The 19,078-nt window shown below is 40.1% G+C and carries 19 protein-coding genes, 2 tRNA genes and 1 other annotated feature; of the genes, 19 read left to right on the forward strand and 2 right to left on the reverse strand.

Annotated elements, in window-relative coordinates:
* Window positions 1-50: 50 nt before the first annotated feature.
* From C9914_RS05600 to C9914_RS05625, 6 genes are all read left to right on the forward strand, one after another.
* Window positions 51-464, forward strand: coding sequence for a phage holin family protein (locus tag C9914_RS05600; protein ID WP_106763993.1), 414 nt, complete (start codon window positions 51-53; stop codon window positions 462-464).
* Between the two features lies 1 nt (window position 465).
* A complete protein-coding gene (locus C9914_RS11755; RefSeq protein WP_158707341.1) occupies window positions 466-1,413 on the forward strand; it encodes a peptidoglycan recognition protein family protein in 948 nt (315 codons plus the stop codon).
* A gap of 119 nt (window positions 1,414-1,532) precedes the next feature.
* Complete coding sequence (locus C9914_RS05610) at window positions 1,533-1,934, forward strand: RNA polymerase subunit sigma-70 (RefSeq protein ID WP_106763995.1); 402 nt, start codon at window positions 1,533-1,535, stop codon at window positions 1,932-1,934.
* Window positions 1,927-2,163 carry an SHOCT domain-containing protein gene (locus C9914_RS05615; protein WP_106763996.1) on the forward strand — a complete coding sequence of 79 codons (237 nt, stop codon included), beginning with the start codon at window positions 1,927-1,929 and terminating at the stop codon, window positions 2,161-2,163. The genes C9914_RS05610 and C9914_RS05615 overlap by 8 nt, the downstream gene beginning before the upstream one ends.
* Window positions 2,148-3,449, forward strand: coding sequence for a recombinase family protein (locus C9914_RS05620; RefSeq protein WP_106763998.1), 1,302 nt, complete (start codon window positions 2,148-2,150; stop codon window positions 3,447-3,449). Before C9914_RS05615 ends, C9914_RS05620 begins: the two co-directional genes overlap by 16 nt.
* Complete coding sequence (locus C9914_RS05625; RefSeq protein WP_106764000.1) at window positions 3,442-5,022, forward strand: recombinase family protein; 1,581 nt, start codon at window positions 3,442-3,444, stop codon at window positions 5,020-5,022. The genes C9914_RS05620 and C9914_RS05625 overlap by 8 nt, the downstream gene beginning before the upstream one ends.
* Window positions 5,023-5,342: 320 nt before the next feature.
* On the opposite strand, the gene C9914_RS05630 is transcribed toward C9914_RS05625, so the two are convergent.
* Window positions 5,343-5,426 (reverse strand) — tRNA-Leu (locus tag C9914_RS05630).
* A gap of 59 nt (window positions 5,427-5,485) precedes the next feature.
* Window positions 5,486-5,896, reverse strand: a complete 411-nt coding sequence (locus C9914_RS05635; protein ID WP_022263801.1) for a peptide deformylase — start codon at window positions 5,894-5,896, stop codon at window positions 5,486-5,488.
* Window positions 5,897-6,059: 163 nt separating this feature from the next.
* On the opposite strand from C9914_RS05635, the gene C9914_RS05640 reads away from it, so the two are divergent.
* From C9914_RS05640 to trpA, 13 genes are all read left to right on the forward strand, one after another.
* A tRNA-Val gene (locus tag C9914_RS05640) sits at window positions 6,060-6,135 on the forward strand.
* Between the two features lie 83 nt (window positions 6,136-6,218).
* Window positions 6,219-7,745, forward strand: a complete 1,527-nt coding sequence (locus C9914_RS05645; protein WP_106764001.1) for a glycosyltransferase family 39 protein — start codon at window positions 6,219-6,221, stop codon at window positions 7,743-7,745.
* The gene (locus tag C9914_RS05650; protein WP_106764003.1) at window positions 7,742-8,383 is read left to right on the forward strand and encodes an HAD family hydrolase; all 642 of its coding nucleotides are present in this window, start codon (window positions 7,742-7,744) and stop codon (window positions 8,381-8,383) included. The genes C9914_RS05645 and C9914_RS05650 overlap by 4 nt, the downstream gene beginning before the upstream one ends.
* A gap of 179 nt (window positions 8,384-8,562) precedes the next feature.
* Window positions 8,563-9,768: an FtsX-like permease family protein gene (locus tag C9914_RS05655; protein ID WP_106764004.1), complete on the forward strand. Its 1,206-nt coding sequence runs from the start codon at window positions 8,563-8,565 to the stop codon at window positions 9,766-9,768.
* Window positions 9,768-11,000: an ABC transporter permease gene (locus C9914_RS05660; RefSeq protein WP_106764006.1), complete on the forward strand. Its 1,233-nt coding sequence runs from the start codon at window positions 9,768-9,770 to the stop codon at window positions 10,998-11,000. Before C9914_RS05655 ends, C9914_RS05660 begins: the two co-directional genes overlap by 1 nt.
* Window positions 11,001-11,012: 12 nt before the next feature.
* A complete protein-coding gene (locus tag C9914_RS05665) occupies window positions 11,013-11,675 on the forward strand; it encodes an ABC transporter ATP-binding protein (RefSeq protein WP_106764008.1) in 663 nt (220 codons plus the stop codon).
* A gap of 70 nt (window positions 11,676-11,745) precedes the next feature.
* Window positions 11,746-12,003, forward strand: a binding site (T-box leader).
* A 66-nt stretch (window positions 12,004-12,069) separates the two neighbouring features.
* Entirely contained in the window at window positions 12,070-13,524 is a 1,455-nt protein-coding gene (locus C9914_RS05670) for an anthranilate synthase component I family protein (protein ID WP_106764010.1), read from the forward strand.
* Window positions 13,525-13,543: 19 nt separating this feature from the next.
* Complete coding sequence (locus tag C9914_RS05675; protein ID WP_106764011.1) at window positions 13,544-14,107, forward strand: anthranilate synthase component II; 564 nt, start codon at window positions 13,544-13,546, stop codon at window positions 14,105-14,107.
* Between the two features lie 386 nt (window positions 14,108-14,493).
* Window positions 14,494-15,507 (forward strand): anthranilate phosphoribosyltransferase, encoded by a 1,014-nt coding sequence (gene trpD / locus C9914_RS05680; RefSeq protein ID WP_106764013.1) that lies wholly within the window; start codon window positions 14,494-14,496, stop codon window positions 15,505-15,507.
* Window positions 15,508-15,524: 17 nt separating this feature from the next.
* Window positions 15,525-16,301: an indole-3-glycerol phosphate synthase TrpC gene (gene trpC / locus C9914_RS05685; protein WP_106764015.1), complete on the forward strand. Its 777-nt coding sequence runs from the start codon at window positions 15,525-15,527 to the stop codon at window positions 16,299-16,301.
* A gap of 14 nt (window positions 16,302-16,315) precedes the next feature.
* Window positions 16,316-16,924, forward strand: coding sequence for a phosphoribosylanthranilate isomerase (locus C9914_RS05690; RefSeq protein WP_106764017.1), 609 nt, complete (start codon window positions 16,316-16,318; stop codon window positions 16,922-16,924).
* Between the two features lie 2 nt (window positions 16,925-16,926).
* Entirely contained in the window at window positions 16,927-18,111 is a 1,185-nt protein-coding gene (gene trpB, locus C9914_RS05695; protein ID WP_106764019.1) for a tryptophan synthase subunit beta, read from the forward strand.
* Window positions 18,104-18,880, forward strand: coding sequence for a tryptophan synthase subunit alpha (gene trpA, locus C9914_RS05700; RefSeq protein ID WP_106764021.1), 777 nt, complete (start codon window positions 18,104-18,106; stop codon window positions 18,878-18,880). The genes trpB and trpA overlap by 8 nt, the downstream gene beginning before the upstream one ends.
* The last annotated feature ends 198 nt before the right edge of the window (window positions 18,881-19,078 follow it).

Genomic DNA, 19,078 nt, shown 5'->3' on the forward strand with positions numbered 1-19,078 from the left:
GGCGTCACTTTTTTCATACCCATTTTTAATTTCAAAGGAGGACAAACAACATGAAAGAATTCTGGACGACCATTCAGGTGGTGTTCGCCGGTATCGGCGGCTGGCTCGGATGGTTCTTGGGAGGATGTGACGGCTTGCTTTACGCGCTTCTGGCTTTCGTAGTCATCGACTACATCACCGGCATCATGTGCGCTGTGGTGGATAAGAAGCTGTCCAGCGAAGTCGGTTTCAAGGGCATTTTCAAAAAGGTGCTCATCTTCGCTCTGGTCGGCATCGGGCATATTCTCGACACCCGTGTCATCGGCAGCGGCTCGGTGATGCGTACCGCCGTCATTTTCTTCTACCTGTCGAACGAGGGCGTGTCCCTGTTGGAAAACGCCGCATACCTGGGACTGCCTGTTCCGCAGAAGCTGAAATCCGTGCTGGAGCACCTTCATGACCGTGCGGAAAAGGAGGATGAATAATATGGCTTATACCAACAGCCCTCTGGTGTCCTATACCAAACTCAGTCCCAACCACTCTGGACAGCGCACCCACAGCATTGACCGCATCACGCCTCACTGTGTGGTGGGTCAGTGCTCGGTGGAGACGCTGGGCAATATCTTTCTGCCAACTTCCAGACAGGCCAGCTGCAACTACGGCATCGGTGTAGACGGAAGGGTCGGGATGTATGTGGAAGAGAAGAACCGCTCCTGGTGTTCCTCCTCCGCAGCCAACGACCAGAGAGCCGTCACCATTGAGTGCGCCAGCGACAACACCGAGCCGTATGCGTTCAAGGATGTGGTGTACCAGCGGCTCATCGAGCTTTGCACCGACATCTGCAAGCGCAACGGCAAAACCAAGCTACTCTGGCTTGGAGACAAAACGAAAACGCTGAACTACACGCCGAAATCCGACGAGATGGTGTTGACCGTCCACAGGTGGTTCGCCAACAAGTCCTGCCCCGGCAACTGGATGTATTCCCGCATGGGCGACCTTGCCGAGAAGGTCACGGCAGCTCTCGGCGGTGATGTAAAGCCTGCCGAACCCGCCAAGCCCACCGGGTCTATCAAGGTTGGTGACCTCGTGACCATCACGGGCAGCACCTACTATAACGGCAAAGCCATTCCCGGCTGGGTGAAGAAGCTCCGCTGGTATGTGGTCGAGGTCAGCGGCGACCGTGCCGTCATCAACAAGGATGAATCCGGCAGGTACGCCATCATGTCGCCGGTCAAGACCTCTGCACTTGCCGTGGCGAGCACAAAACCCGCCGATGACTACCGTATCCATACCGTGGCGCATGGCGACACCCTCTGGGCGATTGCCAAGAAGTATCTCGGCAACGGTAGCCGCTATAAGGAAATCGTCAGCCTGAATGGGCTGAAAAGCAATGTCATCTACAGCGGTATGAAGCTGAAGATCCCGAATAAGTAACCTTTGCATACGCCCTCTGCGGATTCATTTCCGTGGAGGGCGTTATTTTTTTGCGGACCAGACAGGCGTTTTCCCTCCAGTCGGTACTGAGGCAAACCCTCGGACTGGAGGAAAACTCTATGACAGATTGGCAGAGAGAACAAATACGAATATTGCGCTTACAGGGCGTCAGTTATGTGAAAATCGGCGAGCAACTCGGAATTTCGGATAATACGGTGCGCTCCTTTTGCCGCCGCAGCGGGCTGGGTGACAGTGCAAAGAATGCCGTTGCCTGCAAGCAGTGTGGGAAGTTGATAAAAATCATCCCTAAGCAGAAGCCGAAAAAGTTCTGCTCAGACGCCTGCCGCACTGCATGGTGGAAGTCACACCCGGAGTGCGTCAACCGAAAAGCTGTTTATGCGTACACCTGTGCCTGCTGCGGACGTCATTTTACTGCCTATGGAAATAATCATAGAAGGTACTGCTCTCACGCCTGCTATATTGCAGATCGCTTCGGAAGGGAGCGTGGCTGTGATGAATGACGCCTACAGAGAGCGGCTGGAGCAGTATTTTGCCTCCATGCTCCAGGCAAAGCAAATGCTGTCGATGGGGATTTTAACCCCGAAGGATTACGCCACGATTGATACAATTATGGCCGAAAAATATGGGATATCTTCGTGTAGTTTATACCGCGGGATTGACTTGATATACGGTGAGTTCAGAGGTAATATGTCACACTACAAGGAGGTGACACAATGTCAGGAAGAATAACCGCCGTATCAAAACCGCCGAAGCTGGAGCGTAAAAAGCGAGTCGCAGCCTACGCCCGTGTTTCCAGTGGCAAGGACGCCATGCTTCACTCGCTGTCCGCACAGGTCAGCCATTACAGCGACCTTATCCAGAGAAATAGCGACTGGCTCTATGCAGGCGTCTATGCCGATGAAGCCAAGACCGGCACGAAGGATTCCAGAGCGGATTTTCAAAGGCTTATTGCCGACTGCCATGCCGGAAAAATCGATATGGTGATCACCAAGTCCATCTCCCGCTTTGCACGAAACACGGTCACGCTGCTGCAGACCGTCCGTGACTTCAAAGCCTGGGAGGTGGACATTTTCTTTGAAGAACAGAATATCCACACCATGAGCGCCGACGGTGAACTGATGCTGACCATTCTGGCGTCCTATGCGCAGGAAGAAAGCCGCTCCGCAAGTGAAAACCAGAAGTGGCGCATTAAGCGGAACTTTGAGGAAGGAATGCCGTGGAACGGAGCCATGCTGGGATATCGTCTAAAGGACGGACGGTACGAGATCGTTCCAAAGGAAGCCGCACTTGTCCGCCGCATTTATAACGAGTACCTTGCCGGTGACGGCTATCAGGCTGTTGCCAAACGGCTGACTGAGGAAGGTGTTCCGTCCCGCTTCGGTGGGAAATGGAACCAGTCTGTGGCTTCCAAGATACTGAGTAACTACACCTATACGGGCAATCTGCTTTTGCAGAAAACCTTCCGTGAGAACCATATCACGAAGAAAACCGTCATCAACCACGGTGAATTGCCGAAATACCACGCAGAGAACACCCACGAAGCCATTATTGACATGAAGACCTTTCATGCGGTTCAGACCGAGAAGGCACGGCGGGCGGCTCAGTTCAATAAGAAGCCAGCACCGAGAACCACATACCCATTCACAAGCCTTCTGGTATGCGACAACTGCGGAAAGAACTACCGCCGCAAGACCACCAAAACGGGCATCGTTTGGGTATGCGGAACCTTTAATACACTCGGCAAATCCGCCTGTGCTTCCAAGCAGATACCGGAAACAACGCTTCAACAGGTTACAGCCGAAGTTTTGGGTGTAAAGGCTTTTACACGGGAACAGCTGCACAGCCGGATACAGAGTATTCGGGTATGCAACGGAAACATTCTAATTTTCTGCTTCAAAGATGGCTCGGAGGTCACACGCACATGGAAAGACCGCTCCCGTAGTGAAAGCTGGACGGACGAGATGAAGGAAGCTGCACGCCAAAAAGCCTTAGAGAGGAGCAAGCACAATGCCTAAAGTAACCATGATACCCGCAACCATCAATCCGCTGACACACCTGCCGAAGGTGGCCGCGCAGAAGCGGCGTGTTGCTGGATATGCCCGTGTTTCTACCGACAGCGACGAGCAGTTCACCAGCTACGAAGCCCAGGTGGATTACTACACCAAATTCATACAGTCCAAGCCGGAATGGGACTTCGTAAAAGTATATACGGATGAGGGTATTTCCGGCTGTAATACCAAAAAGCGAGACGGCTTTAACAGTATGGTTTCGGATGCTCTTGCCGGAAAAATCGACCTCATTGTCACAAAGTCGGTCAGCCGATTTGCCAGGAACACCGTGGACAGCCTGGTCACCATCCGCAAGCTGAAGGAAAACGGCGTGGAATGTTACTTTGAAAAGGAGGGCATTTTCACATTTGACGGCAAGGGTGAGCTGCTCATCACCATCATGTCGAGCCTTGCCCAAGAAGAAAGCCGCAGCATTTCGGAAAACATCACCTGGGGACAGCGTAAGAGCTTCGCTGACGGAAAGGTGCATCTTGCCTATAAACGCTTCCTTGGCTACGAAAAGGGCGAGGACGGCAGACCTACCATTGTGGAAAGTGAAGCGAAAATTGTTCAGCTGATTTACCGCCTTTTCCTTGATGGCAAGTCACAGGCGAGCATTTGCAGATATTTGGAGGACTTGGGTATTCCGTCACCTGGCGGCAAGGATAAATGGAGTAAGACCACGGTCACCAGCATTCTGCAAAATGAAAAATACAAAGGCGATGCGCTACTCCAGAAATCCTTCACGGTCGATTTTCTGGAAAAGAGGATGAAGCCCAACGAGGGTGAGGTGCCGCAATACTATGTGGAAGGCAGCCATCCCGCCATTGTCGATCCTGACGAATGGGATCATGTGCAGACAGAGTTTGCCAGAAGAAAGGCACTGGGCAGAGCCTACAGCGGAAAGAGTGTTCTTTCAGCCAAGCTGGTCTGCGAGGACTGCGGTGGCTTCTTCGGCTCAAAGGTCTGGCATTCCACCGACCGCTACCGCCGTACCATCTGGCAATGCAATGGCAAGTTCAAGGGCGAGGAACGCTGCCATACTCCCTCGGTAGATACGGAAACCGTGCAGCGGCTTTTTATTCAAGCCTACAATCGTATGATGGAGAACCGGGAGCGGATCATCAAGGACTGCGAAGCCATGCGCCGTGCGCTGACAGACTTTGTGGAATTGGACGCAGAAATTGAACGGCAGCTTGAGGAAACACAGGTCGTAGCCGAACTGGTCAAGGCGGCAGTCAAGGAAAACGCTTCTACAGCACAGTCTCAGGAGGCTTATCTGAGAAAGTATGAAGCCCTCACCGAGCGTTACGAAAAAGCCGCTGCGGAACTGGAGCGGTTACAGAACCTGCGTACTACGCAAAGTCAGCAAGACAAGGCAATGGCACTTTACATCCGCACCCTCAAAAAACAGCCGGTGGTGCTGCGTGAGTGGAGCGCCACCATCTGGACGGTGATGGTCGAGAAGGCAATCGTCCACAGGAACGGTGCGATTACCTTCGTTTTCAAGAACGGCACAGAGGTCAAGGTCGGAGAATAAGATACAAGGTCGCAAGGTCGTTCGTATTTTGGGCGAACAGGTTTTGCGGCCTTTCTCTTGCGCTCTTGAGGAATAATTAAAATGTGCACACCCTTTTTGCCGAAAATGCACACCCCCGACTAAAATCTGCACACCCCTCGACCTTTCGTTAAAAAGTGTTATGGGAGAAAACGCAAAAGGCTCCGCAGCGACCGTTTCCGGAACGCCACGAAGCCTTATATCGTTAAAAAGTATCAAAAAGCCTTGCGAATCAAGGACTTTGCAAAAAGAAACTGGACACCAATCAAGATACGCATTGTATCAAAATTGGTGTCCAGTTATGGTGCGGGTGACAGGACTTGAACCTGCACGGGGTTACCACTAGAACCTAAATCTAGCGCGTCTGCCAATTTCGCCACACCCGCAAACTATTAATTATTATACATCAAACCTTAAATAATTGCAAGTGTTTTTTTGTTTGATTTTAAATTATAATTCCATCACAATGGTCAATTTCGTGCTGAATAATTTGAGCAGTTAATCCATTGAATTTTCCAATGTGTTTTTTGAAAGAAACATCTTCGTATTCAACTTCAATTTTATTATATCTTTTTGTTTTGCGGATACCAATTAATGAAAGACAAGCTTCTTCGGTTTCGTAGGGTTCAGATTTTTTTGTTATTTTAGGATTTAGCATAGTTACAGTCATAAGTCCAGTGTCTACAATTATTATTCTTTTATTATAGCCTATCATATTTGCCGCCATTCCAACGCATGAACTTTTATTGGCTAAAAGAGTATCCTGAAGGTCTTTAACTATATTTATATCGAGTTTTGTGGCAGGTATGGATTTTTGTTTTAGAAAATCTATATTTTTAACAATTTTATTTACCATTATTATTCACCTCAAATATTATTTTACCATTAAATGATATATTTGGCAAATGATAATTATAAAATTTTAAAAAATTATGCAATGTGTGAAAAAAATATTTTTTTGCAGAAAACACTTGCTTTTTTTATATGGCTGAGGTATAATAATCAAGCACTCAAGAAATGGACACTTAGCTCAGCTGGTAGAGCTTTCGCTTGACGTGCGAAGGGTCAGCGGTTCAAGTCCGTTAGTGTCCACCAAGGTAGGGAAAGGCTTAGTTTAAAGTCTTTCCCTTTTATTTTTATCTTTTTATGAGTTGAAGATATAATAGGAGAGGGAATGTATGATTTCAAGAATATTTGATAAGATTTTTCATGATGTTTTCTTTGGGATTTTTGTAATTATTACATTTATCGCAATATGCGCTATTTTTGGAACGAATTTCTTTGGAGTAATTTTAGCGGCAGCGTTTCTCGCTATTTCATATGTAATATTTCCTAAGATTCAAAAAAAATATTCAAATATAAGTGATAAAAACTTAAGTATAGCCTTTTTGATAATGCTGGCTATAATGCTTATTGTTCAATTTTTACTCGCTTTAAATATGATTTCAAAACCTATCACAGATTGGCATGTTATAAATGAGGTTTCTAAGAGTTACGCTATAAACGGAAATATGGAGCATATTTATGATAATCTTCCTTATAATAGAGATTATCTTGCAAGATATACTAATAATAATGGAATTACGGTTTTATTTTCATTTTATTACAGAATAATATATCTGATTTCAGGGACAATTCCGATTGAAGCACCCGTTATTTTGAACACTTTGTTCATATCAGCGTCAGTAGTATTTTGTTATTTAATTGCAAAGAAAGCTTTTGGTAATTTCCACGCACTTATTACTATGCTACTCTGTATTTTATTTTTGCCATATTACACTTATTGTACATATTTTTATACTGATTCGATAAGTATGCCATTTGTTATACTTTCAATTTATTTGTTTATCTGTGGCTATGACTCTAAAAAAATATTAAACAAAATTATATTATTTTTCTTTTCCGGAATTTCCTGCGCAATTGGCTTTGAATTAAAGGGAAGTGTTATAATAGCTCTTATTGCGGTTATAGTTTATATGATTTATAAGGGAGGAATAAAGAAAATCTTACTTGGCTCTGGGACAATTATAGCGGGATTTTTGGTGATTGCAATGGCTTTTAACGGACTGGTATCGTCATTACAAATTACAGACGAGGAAACGCTTTATAGAGAACAATATCCGCTTACGCATTGGGTGATGATGGGATTAAAAGATGACGGAAATTTTGACCAAGCAGACAGTACTTTTACATATAGAGCAGGCAATTATGATGAAAAGAAAGCTGCTAATATACAGGAAATAGGTAACAGAATTTCTAACTATGGTGTTTTTGGTTTGATAAATCACTTTATAATTAAAGCTAATTTTACATGGAGTGATGGTACATATTGGATAAGTCATCATATATATAATCCGTATAATGGCAGAAATTTTTTGCATGAATTTTTCTTGATGGATGGGAATTGGTTCCCGATATTTAAATCTATTAGCTCTGGAATGCAGCTTTGTATGTTAATTATGATATGTGTTTCACTATTTTCTTGTGTGAAAAAGCCACGCTTTGATTATATAACACTTATGCACATCATAACCTTTGGTGTATATCTATTCTTCTTAATATGGGAAACACGCTCAAGATATATATTTAATTTCACACCAATATTCATAATTATATGGGCTGATGGTATTATAAATATTCTTAATAAACTTAAAAAGCCACCTACATTAAGAGATAAACTTACAAAACAAGCGGAGGTAGTATGAACGAAATTAAAGCTATAATCTTTGACCTTGATGGCACATTGATAGATTCTATGTATGTATGGCATAAGATTGATATTGATTTTCTTGCAGAGAGAGGTTTGAAAGTTCCACCTGATTACGAACAGGCAATTAAAACTATGCACTTTGAAACTGCCGCAGAATATACAATCGCAAGATTTGGTTTTAAGGAAACCCCACAAGAAATTATGTCGATATGGCTTAATATGGCATTAAATGAATATGCACATAATGTAAGGCTAAAGGATAATGTCGAGGAGCTTTTAAAAAGATTAAAAACGCTTAGTGTTAAAATTGGTATAGCTACTTCATCAAAGCCAATTCTTGCAGAACCTGTTTTAAAAAACAATGGCGTTTATGATTACTTTGATATCATATGCTATACTTCAGAAGTTGGCTTAGATAAGCGTCACCCCGATATATATTTGCTTACTGCAAAAAAACTTGGTGTTAAGCCAGAAGAATGTATAGTTTTTGAAGATATAATTGATGGCATAAACGGTGCAAAGCTTGCGGGAATGAGAACCATTGCTGTATATGACGAGGGTTCAGCGGATGATGTTGAAATGCTGAAATCCGTAGCTGACAAATATATATATTCATTCACAGAATTACTTTGATAAAAATTCTTGATTAGGTGTTAAATACACTTAGTCAAGAATTTTTCTTTTTTAGAAACTTTCTACAAAGTTTACCAGAAATCGACAAAGTTTACCACTTTGTAGAATTTTTTTATTTTATATGGTATGATTTGTTTATAAAAATAGTTTGAAAAAATTTTGATAAGGGGTGTTTATTTATGAGGCTTTTATCAGTAACATTTAAAAATATCAAGAAGTTTATACAGCATAAGCCATTTTTATTTGCATTTTTAGTAATATCACAGATAGTCTGTGTTATAGTTGTTTTTCTTGTATGTGGTTTTGTTGATAATGCTAATCGTGAAAGTAAAGTTATACAAGAAGGGGCAAATATTTTTTGGATTAACTTAACAAATTATGAGGAGTTGGAATATTCTATATCTTATAATGGAGAAAATACATACTATATAGATTCCGAAGGAAATGTATACACTAAGGAAGAAATAGCTGATTTAAAGTGTCCTGAAGGTTATTTTTCTGATGTATGTTATTTGAAAAATTTCAAACCTAAAATGGAAGAATTTATAAAATTTTTAGGTGATAATTATAGTGGTATTGCTATATTTGGACAAGTAGATGATAAAGTAGCTTCAATATCTTTTTTATCAGGTCTTTCTAAAGATGAGTCTGAAATTTCTAAGGAATTATCTGATTTTAACAATTCAAATAAAAATATAATGAGAATATCTACAAGCGATTGTGAATCTGTATTCGGTAAAAAACCAGTTGTAGGTGATAAAGTTAATTTGGGTGGTCAAGAATATACAATTTCTATTATAGATGAAGATATTGCAGGAATTGATATACCATATAATTCTATACCAGATAATTTCTTAATTAACACAATAGCAGTCTATACAGTAGAACCTTGTACACCTAAAGAGTCCTCTGAAATATCAGAAAAAATAAAAGAACTTTTTCAAACAGAAAATTTTGACACACCAGAGCCACGAGTTCTTGATGAAGTTCAAAATATACAGCTTGCTTATGGCATTACAGCTGCAGTTATTATTATGATTATCCTAAACATAAGTAGAGTATATTCTTATGTTCTTACATATAGAAAGAAATCTTTTGCTATTATGAATATATGTGGTGCAAGCAAGAGAAAGATATTCCTTATTTATTTGGTGGAGCTTATGCTTACGCTTATAGTTACTTTTGGAATAGCTTTATTAATTTTTCACATGCTTATATTACAGCCGATAGCAGTAAGCTATCCAAATTTCTTAATAAGTATGACTTTGCAGACATACCTTATAATTTTTGGTATATACTTTGTAGTTGCAGTTTTGATAATGTCGCTTACAATTTCAAGATTTATAAGCAAATCTGCTGTTGAGATGGAAAGGAGCGGTGACTGATGAAATATCTTAGATACGGCTGTCTTTCAATCAGCAAAAATATATTATTTACATTTATTATGGTGCTTGAGGTGGTAGCACTTCTTGTTACAACAAATGTTACAATAGGTTCTGCAAATAATAAATCAGTTCTTACAAGGCCTTTTGATGATATTGTAAATAAAGAAGGATATTATTGCTTTTTTGAGCCTATGTGGGAAACACAAGAAGAAGCAACTGAATTTTATGGCTTATTTAATAAGCTTAAATCAGCAACTATTATTTCATCAGACCAAATTGACGCAAATAAAATCGTAGATGATGATATATTTTTTAAGTATAGTATGCCATTGCAGAGTGGTTCTTGGCCAAAAACTGCCACAGATGGACAAGGCAGACCTTATGTAGTTGTATCACCTGATTATATGAAAAATGTAGGTGAAACAATTACCACTGATGGTGTAGGTGAATGTGTTATATCTGGTGTTCTAACTGAAGTTACATATATTCCTGCATTTACAATGTATAACGAAGAAAATGTTGTAACAAGCTTTTATAGAAGTGCCGATTATACAGTGGCGATAGAAGCAATTAAGGCTGGCAGTTCAGATGAATTGAAATATAGCGATTCGGCGATTATTATGGCTAAAAGTGCTTATAAGGCTTTAAATGATAATAAAGATATAACATATCTCAACTGTTTTATAACATATGATGATAATATCTCAAAAGCTGATATGGAATATAATAAGGGCATAATGAAACAGATTACTGAGTTTCAAAAGGAACATGCTGATTTTTATCCTATTGCTCCAAAATTTACACCTCTTTCACAGATAAAAGATAGTATGGATACATATGTAACAAATAGTTATATAAATATACTTCCAATAATATTTGTGGTTGCAGCAATAGTTCTTATCGGACTCATAGGCTCTGTTGCGATAAATACTGTAACTCAGATAAGAAACTATGGAATATACTTTCTTTGTGGCTCAAAATGGAGTGATTGCTTTAAAATATCTCTTGCGAATATTTCAATAATACTGCTTTTCTCGGGAGTACTTTCGGGAGTGTTGCTCTATTGCTCGAAATTTATCAATCTAAATTATCTTATTGGACAGGTTTACGAATGGAATAATCTTTATATCTCACTTGGAGTAATTCTTGCAATGATGCTTCTTGCATTGATTATTCCGTTTGGCATAATAAGGTTTACATCACCAGTTGAAGTTATAAAATCAAAGAAATAAGGAGTGAAAGATATGCTGAAAATCGAAAATCTTACCAAAACATATAATTATAAAAAGTCTAATGCTTTTATAGCCCTTAAAGATGTTTCGCTCGAGGTGGAAGACGGAGAGATGCTTGCTATTATCGGAAAATCTGGAGCAGGTAAAAGTACACTTCTCCATATAATCGGTTGTATAGATAAATTTGAGAAAGGTAGTTATATAATAGACGGAACAGATGTACATAGTCTTTCAGATAATAAGCTTGCGAAAATCCGCAATGAAAAGGTTGGCATAGTTATGCAGGATTTTGCCCTTATTGATGAATATTCCGTTATTGAGAATGTTATGATTCCGCTGAATTTCTCAAAGAAAAAGCTTGGCAAACCAAAAGAGCTTGCTATGAAAGCTCTTCAAAGAGTAGGTATAGCAAACCTCGCTAAAAAGCCAGTTTCTAAGCTTTCAGGCGGTCAAAAACAAAGAGTCGCTATTGCCCGGGCAATAGTCAATGACCCGTCTTTCATTCTTGCAGACGAACCGACTGGTGCTTTAGACACCAAAACTTCGTCAGAAATAATGGAACTTTTCACCGAACTAAATAAGTCTGGCAAAACTGTTATAATCATAACGCACGACCTTACAGTTGCCGATAAATGCAAACGAAAGGTAGAAATTAGTGACGGCAGAATAATCTAAATAATTTTTTGTTAAAATTGTTGACTTTTATAATTTTCGGTAGTATAATCGAACCAAAGTTAATTGAATAAATAAACCGTTGAACAAGAATAGTAGGGTTTATCAAGCGTATTAAGAGAGCTGATGTTTGGTGTAAATCAGTTATGCAGATTTACTTGAATGGGCTTGCAAGGGTAGCAGGAAACCGAATTGTTTCGGGAGTAATGGCTAACGGGAACTCTGTCCGTTATCAGTAGAGTGCGTATGAAGTACGCAAAATGAGTGGGTTTCTTTTATAAATGACCAATTTGGGTGGTACCGCAGAAGTTTCAAAGCTTTTGTCCCAAGGATTAAATTCCTTGTGACGAAAGCTTTTTTTGATTTTTAAAATAACTGAAAAAGAGAGGTAATAACTATGATTAAGCCGTCTTGTGACGAAATTATGGAGCTTGCAAAAAGCTACAACACAATTCCTGTCTGTAAGGAGATTTTGGCTGATGTAATTACACCGATTACATTGCTAAGAAGAATAGCAGCTTCCAAGAAAAGATTTTTCTTGCTTGAAAGCATCGAGGGCGGCGAAAAGTGGGGAAGATATTCATTTATAGGCTATGACCCGATTATGCGTGTAAGCTGTAAAAATGCTGTTGTAACAATCGACCGCAACGGCAAGATGAAGAATATCGAAACTAAAAAGCCTCTTGAGGTTTTGCGTTCAATACTTAAGGATTATAAATCACCAAGCCTTAAAGAGCTTCCACCGTTTACAGGTGGTTTGGTTGGATATTTTGCTTATTCAATGATAGGCTATGCTGAACCAAAGCTTAAAATCAAAAGCGGTGATTTCAATGACTATGATGTAATGCTTTTCGATAAGGTTATTGCATATGACCACCTAAAGCAAAAAATCTGTGTTATAGTTAATATGTCAACAGATAAGATTCTTGAAAATTACGGCAAGGCTACCGCAGAGATTGAAAAAATAATAAATCTCATAAATGACTCATCTCCTTTGCCAGAGCTTAAAGGCAGAATGAAATCTGATTTTGAGTGCAATGTCAGCGAAAAGGAATATTGCAATATAGTTGAAAAAACAAAGGAATATATTCGTGATGGAGATATTTTTCAGGCAGTTATCTCAAGAAAGTTTACTTGTAAATATGACGGCAGCTTAATAAACGCTTATCGTGTACTCAGAACGATAAATCCTTCACCTTATATGGTTTATATGAATATTGATGATGACGAGATTATCAGCACATCACCAGAAACTCTTGTCAGACTTCAGAATGGCAGACTTTATACTTTCCCAGTTGCTGGTTCAAGACCTCGTGGTAAGACCGATGAAGAAGATATAGCTCTTGAAAAGTCACTTCTCAGCGATGAAAAAGAGCTTTCCGAACATAATATGCTTGTTGACCTCGGCAGAAATGACCTTGGCAGAATTTCAAAGTATGATTCCGTAGAGGTTACTAAGTATATGGTTATACACAGATATTCAAAGATTATGCACATATGCTCACAGGTTGAATCAAACATTCGAGATGATTGTGATGCTATGGACGCTATTGAGTCCGTACTTCCAGCAGGAACACTTTCAGGAGCTCCAAAGATAAGAGCTTGTGAGATTATCGAGGAGCAAGAGGCACTTCCAAGAGATATTTATGGTGGTGCTTTGGGATATATGGATTTCACAGGAAACCTCGATACTTGCATAGCAATCCGTATGGCGTATAAAAAGGGCGAAAATGTATATGTTCAGGCTGGTGGCGGAATAGTTGCTGATAGCGTTCCGAAGAATGAATACGAAGAATCCGCAAATAAAGCGGCGGCTGTAATGAATGCCGTAAGAAATGCCGATGAGCTTTGATAAAGGGAGATGAATTAAAATGGTACTTCTGATTGATAACTACGATAGCTTTTCATATAATCTTGTTCAGCTTGCAGGCTCAATCAATCCTGACATCAAGGTTATAAGAAATGATGAACTTACAGTTGATGAGATAAAGGCACTTAAGCCATCACATATCATACTTTCACCTGGTCCTTGCTATCCTAAGGACGCAGGAGTTTGCGAAGAAGTCGCAGTAAAGCTTGGAGATATTCCTATACTTGGTGTATGCTTAGGTCATCAGGCGATATGTGAAGCCTACGGCGGAAAAATCATTCACGCAAAACAGCTTATGCACGGTAAGATGAGTGTTGTTGATATTGATAATTCATGCGAGATATTCAAGGGCTTGCCTGAAAAAATCGAAGTTGCAAGATACCATTCGCTTATAGCAGAGGCAGAAAGCTTGCCAGATTGTCTTGAGGTAGTTTCAAGAGATGCGATAGGTGAGATTATGGCGGTCAAGCATAAGGAAAAGAATATATTCGGAGTACAGTTTCACCCTGAATCAATTCTGACACCTCAAGGTAGAATTATAATGGAGAATTTCCTTAGTATATAACAGATTAGTTAATAAACTTCCCTAAGACACTTAAAAGTTTCGCTCGAGCCTTTTCAAAGGCTCGCAGGGTTGAGGGACGGAGTCCCTCATGGGTTTTAAGGGCAACGCCCTTAACATCTCTTGCCCCTTATTGGCGAACGAAGTTCGCCAATAAAATTTCTTTTGGTAACAATATTAGTCAATAAGGGCGGACTTTGTCCGCCCTCAGAAGTGAAGAATGTTAAGGGCTTCGCCCTTAAAACCCACCAAAGGCTCTGCCTTTGGAATCCGCAAGCTTTTGAAAAAGCTTGAGCAAAACTTTTAGCTGTCTTGGGGCAGTGCGATAGCTTATCAATGATAATTATTTTTAGTTTTAGATAAAACCTAATATAAGGAGTGAATTTTTTATGATAAAGGAAGCAATTCATAAATTAGTACTTGGAGAAAATCTTAGTACAGAAGAAACAGAAAAAGTTATGAGTGAGATTATGGGTGGAGAGGCTACAAACGCTCAGATTTCAGCATTTTTGACAGCACTTAGAATCAAAGGCGAAACCGTTGATGAGATTACAGCTTGTGCAAGAGTTATGCGTGATATGGCAGTAAGACTCAAAATAAATAGAGATGTTCTTGAAATTGTTGGAACAGGCGGTGACGAAGTAGGAACTTTCAACATCTCAACTACTTCAGCATTCGTAATTGCGGCAGGCGGAGTTACTGTTGCAAAGCACGGAAACAGAAGTGTTTCAAGTAAGAGTGGTGCCGCTGATGTTCTTGAAAAGCTTGGTGCTAAAATCACCATTACAGCAGAACAGAACGAAAAGGTTCTTAATGATTGTGGATTTGTATTTATGTTTGCACCAGGTTATCATTCATCTATGAAATATGCCGCACCTGTAAGAAAAGAAATCGGAATAAGAACAGTATTTAATGTTCTCGGACCTCTTACAAATCCTGCATTTGCTACAATGCAGCTTATGGGTGTATATGAAGATTCACTTGTAAAGCCAATGGCACAGGTACTTAAAAATCTCGGAATCAAGTTTGGAATGGTTGTTTGCGGTGACCATAAGCTTGATGAGGCTACTGTTACAGGAGATAACCTCGTTTGTGAGATTAAAAACGGCGAAATCAAGGAATATACAATCAATCCTGAAACACTTGGTTTTAATAAAGCAAGCCTTGAAGATATTATCGGTGGCACACCTGAGGAAAACGCACAAATTACTCGTGATATTCTTTCAGGCAAGCTTACAGGTGCAAAGCGTGATACTGTTGTTCTCAATTCTGCACTTTGTTTCTATATTGCAGATAAAGCAGAAACTGTTGAGGACGGAATAAAGCTTGCAAATGAGCTTATTGACAGCGGAAAAGCATATGAACAGCTTGAAAAATATGTCAGCCTTACAAATAAGTATTGATAACAGGGAGAGATAAAATGATTCTCGATACATTAGCTGAATCTACAAGAAAGCGTGTTGAGGCAAGAAAGCTGATAACTCCTTTAGAAAAGATTAAGAGAAAAGCAAGCCTTGTTGGAATGGGCGGTTTTGAATTTGAGAATGCTCTCAAAAAGGACAGTATGGCATTTATCTGCGAGGTTAAAAAGGCGTCGCCTTCAAAGGGTATAATTGCAGAGCGTTTTCCTTATCTTGAGATTGCTTCAGAATATTACAGAGCTGGTGCAGACGCTATATCCGTTCTTACCGAGCCTGAATATTTTAAGGGCAGTGACGATTTTCTTTACGAAATCAGCAAAACAGTTCCGACACCGCTTTTGCGTAAAGATTTTACGATTGACGAATATATGATTTATGAGGCAAGGCTTATGGGAGCGTCAGCGGTACTTTTAATATGTGCCTTGCTTGATACAGAAACTCTCAAAAGCTATATCGAAATTTGCGATAGCTTAGGACTTTCTGCTCTTGTTGAGGCTCATTCTGAGAAAGAAGTTGAATCTGCACTTAATGCAGGAGCAAGAATTATCGGTGTAAATAATCGTGACCTTAGAACCTTTGAAGTTGATATAGAAAATTGTATGCGTCTGCGTTCACTTGTTCCGAATGATATAATATTTGTTGCGGAGAGCGGAATTAAAACAGCTGAGGATATAAACAGACTTCGTTCCGCAAATGTCAATGCAGTTCTTATCGGAGAAACTCTTATGAGAGCCGAAAATAAAAAGGTGGCACTTGATGCCCTCAAAGGACTTTGAAACGGGGTGATTAAATGCCCAAGATAAAAATATGCGGTCTTAAAAGATTGGAAGATATTTATGCTGTGAATGAATATAAGCCAGATTATATCGGCTTTGTATTTGCAGGCAAGAAGCGTTGTATAAGTCCAGAGCTTGCATATGAGCTTAAACAGAATTTAGATAAAAGCATAAAAGCAGTTGGAGTTTTCGTAAATGCGGAGGTTGAATTTATTCTCAATCTTGTTGAGAGCGGAGCAATAGATGCTATACAGCTTCACGGTGATGAGGATAACGAGTATATAAAAGAACTTCGCTCGAAAACTTCTGCACCGATAATCAAAGCAGTAAGGGTAAAATCTGCTGAGGATATTCTTGTGAGCGAAAATATTCAATGCGACTATCTTTTGCTTGATACCTATGCTGATAATGCCTATGGTGGTACAGGTGAAACTTTCGATTGGAATATAATTCCGAAAATAAGTAAGCCGTTTTTCTTGGCGGGCGGTCTTACATCTGAAAATATAGCTATCGCCACAAAGGTAAATCCATATTGCCTTGATATAAGCAGTGGAGTAGAAACTGATGGCTTTAAGGATAAAACGAAAATAGAAAAGGCAATTAAAATTGTAAGGAGTGTTTAGAAATGTCAAAAGGAAAGTTCGGCGTACACGGAGGACAATATATTCCTGAAACGCTGATGAATGCCGTAATAGAACTTGAGGAGGCGTATAACAAATATAAAGATGACCCTGAATTTAATGCAGAGCTTGAAAGACTTAACAGAGAATATACAGGCAGACCATCACTTCTCTATTATGCAGAGCATATGACTAAGGATTTAGGTGGTGCTAAGATTTATCTCAAGAGAGAAGATTTAAACCACACCGGTTCACATAAGATAAACAATGTTATCGGACAAATGCTTCTTGCTAAGCGAATGGGCAAAACTCGTGTTATAGCTGAAACTGGTGCGGGACAGCATGGTGTTGCAACTGCTACTGTTGCCGCACTTATGGGTATGGAATGTGAAATCTATATGGGCGAAACAGATACAGAGCGTCAGGCACTCAATGTTTATCGTATGGAGCTTCTTGGAGCAAAGGTTCACCCTGTAACAAGCGGTACAAAGACCCTTAAAGATGCTGTTAATGAAACCCTAAGAGAGTGGACAGCGAGAATTGATGACACACACTATGTTCTCGGTTCAGTTATGGGACCGCACCCATTCCCAACAATAGTTCGTGATTTCCAATCTGTAATAAGTAAGGAAATTAAGAGTCAGATGCTCGAAAAAGAAGGTAGACTTCCTGATGTAGTTCTTGCTTGTGTAGGCGGTGGAAGTAATGCTATGGGTGCTTTCTATCACTTCATTGAAGATAAAGATGTACGCCTTATCGGTTGTGAGGCTGCTGGCAGAGGTGTAGATACTGGTCTTACCGCCGCAACAATAGCAAAGGGTACACTTGGAATCTTCCACGGAATGAAATCTTATTTCTGTCAGGACGAATTTGGTCAGATTGCACCTGTTTATTCAATTTCAGCAGGTCTTGACTATCCTGGAATCGGTCCTGAGCACGCACATCTCCACGATATTGGCAGAGCAGAATATGTTCCTGTCACAGATGATGAGGCTGTCGATGCGTTTGAATATCTTTCAAGAATTGAAGGTATTATTCCTGCGATTGAAAGTGCTCATGCAGTTGCTTATGCAAAGAAACTTGCCCCAACACTCGGCAAGGATAAGATTATGGTTATAAATATCTCAGGCAGAGGAGATAAAGATGTTGCAGCGATTGCAAGATATAGGGGGAAGGATATTCATGAATAAGCTAAGCAAAGCATTTGAAAAAGGAAAAGCATTTATACCTTTTGTTACAGCAGGCGACCCTGACCTTGAAACCACCGAGAAAGTAATTCTCGCTATGGCAGAGGTCGGTGCAGACCTTATAGAAATCGGAATCCCATTTTCCGACCCTGTTGCAGAAGGAATTGTTATTCAAAAGGCTGATGAAAGAGCCTTAGCAAGTGGTACAACAACAGATAAGATTTTCGATATGGTTAAATCTATCAGAGCAAAGACAGATATTCCGCTTGCATTTATGACTTATATAAATCCGATTTTCGTATATGGCAGTGAACGCTTTATTAAAAATTCCAAGGAATGTGGAATTGACGCACTTATAGTTCCTGATTTGCCATTTGAGGAAAAGAACGAGCTTTCAGGACTCTGCAAGGCTAATGATGTTCGTCTTATATCTCTTGTTGCACCAACATCTCACGAAAGAATAGCTACAATCGCAAAAGAAGCAGAAGGCTTTGTGTATGTAGTATCATCACTTGGTGTTACAGGTGTAAGAAGTGAGATAAAGACAGATATAGGAGAAATGGTAAAGCTTATCAAGCAAGCTAAGGATATTCCTTGTGCTGTTGGCTTTGGTATTTCTACACCAGAACAAGCTGCGAATATGGCAAAGCTTTCAGACGGTGCAATCGTAGGAAGTGCAGTTGTCCGCATAATTGAGAAGTATGGTAAGGAGAGCGTAATGCCAGTTGCTGATTATGTTAAGGAAATGGCAGATGCAGTACATAATATCTGAGTTTATTTAAAGTAAAATGAATTTTTATAGCAGGTGATAAGAAGATTATCACCTGTTTTTGTTGCAAGCATTAAATTTTTATTTTCTCTTGACATCTCTTAGTTTATAGAGTATCGTAATTATATATGTGTTATTACTGTTGTAATAATTTATCGTAGTAAATTATTAAAGGAGAATAGTATGAAAACCAAAATTAAA

The sequence above is a fragment of the Pseudoruminococcus massiliensis genome, from assembly GCF_900291955.1.
Classification (GTDB): domain Bacteria; phylum Bacillota; class Clostridia; order Oscillospirales; family Acutalibacteraceae; genus Pseudoruminococcus; species Pseudoruminococcus massiliensis.

Coding starts and splice junctions, on each gene's coding strand:
- C9914_RS11755 (WP_158707341.1), top strand. CDS start 466: ATGGCTTATACCAACAGCCCTCTGGTGTCCTATACCAAACTCAGTCCC.
- C9914_RS05625 (WP_106764000.1), top strand. CDS start 3,442: ATGCCTAAAGTAACCATGATACCCGCAACCATCAATCCGCTGACACAC.
- C9914_RS05660 (WP_106764006.1), top strand. CDS start 9,768: ATGAAATATCTTAGATACGGCTGTCTTTCAATCAGCAAAAATATATTA.
- C9914_RS05665 (WP_106764008.1), top strand. CDS start 11,013: ATGCTGAAAATCGAAAATCTTACCAAAACATATAATTATAAAAAGTCT.
- trpB (WP_106764019.1), top strand. CDS start 16,927: ATGTCAAAAGGAAAGTTCGGCGTACACGGAGGACAATATATTCCTGAA.
- trpC (WP_106764015.1), top strand. CDS start 15,525: ATGATTCTCGATACATTAGCTGAATCTACAAGAAAGCGTGTTGAGGCA.
- C9914_RS05675 (WP_106764011.1), top strand. CDS start 13,544: ATGGTACTTCTGATTGATAACTACGATAGCTTTTCATATAATCTTGTT.
- C9914_RS05610 (WP_106763995.1), top strand. CDS start 1,533: ATGACAGATTGGCAGAGAGAACAAATACGAATATTGCGCTTACAGGGC.
- C9914_RS05655 (WP_106764004.1), top strand. CDS start 8,563: ATGAGGCTTTTATCAGTAACATTTAAAAATATCAAGAAGTTTATACAG.
- C9914_RS05690 (WP_106764017.1), top strand. CDS start 16,316: ATGCCCAAGATAAAAATATGCGGTCTTAAAAGATTGGAAGATATTTAT.
- trpD (WP_106764013.1), top strand. CDS start 14,494: ATGATAAAGGAAGCAATTCATAAATTAGTACTTGGAGAAAATCTTAGT.
- C9914_RS05645 (WP_106764001.1), top strand. CDS start 6,219: ATGATTTCAAGAATATTTGATAAGATTTTTCATGATGTTTTCTTTGGG.
- C9914_RS05670 (WP_106764010.1), top strand. CDS start 12,070: ATGATTAAGCCGTCTTGTGACGAAATTATGGAGCTTGCAAAAAGCTAC.
- C9914_RS05620 (WP_106763998.1), top strand. CDS start 2,148: ATGTCAGGAAGAATAACCGCCGTATCAAAACCGCCGAAGCTGGAGCGT.
- C9914_RS05650 (WP_106764003.1), top strand. CDS start 7,742: ATGAACGAAATTAAAGCTATAATCTTTGACCTTGATGGCACATTGATA.
- C9914_RS05600 (WP_106763993.1), top strand. CDS start 51: ATGAAAGAATTCTGGACGACCATTCAGGTGGTGTTCGCCGGTATCGGC.
- trpA (WP_106764021.1), top strand. CDS start 18,104: ATGAATAAGCTAAGCAAAGCATTTGAAAAAGGAAAAGCATTTATACCT.
- C9914_RS05635 (WP_022263801.1), bottom strand. CDS start 5,896: ATGGTAAATAAAATTGTTAAAAATATAGATTTTCTAAAACAAAAATCC.
- C9914_RS05615 (WP_106763996.1), top strand. CDS start 1,927: ATGAATGACGCCTACAGAGAGCGGCTGGAGCAGTATTTTGCCTCCATG.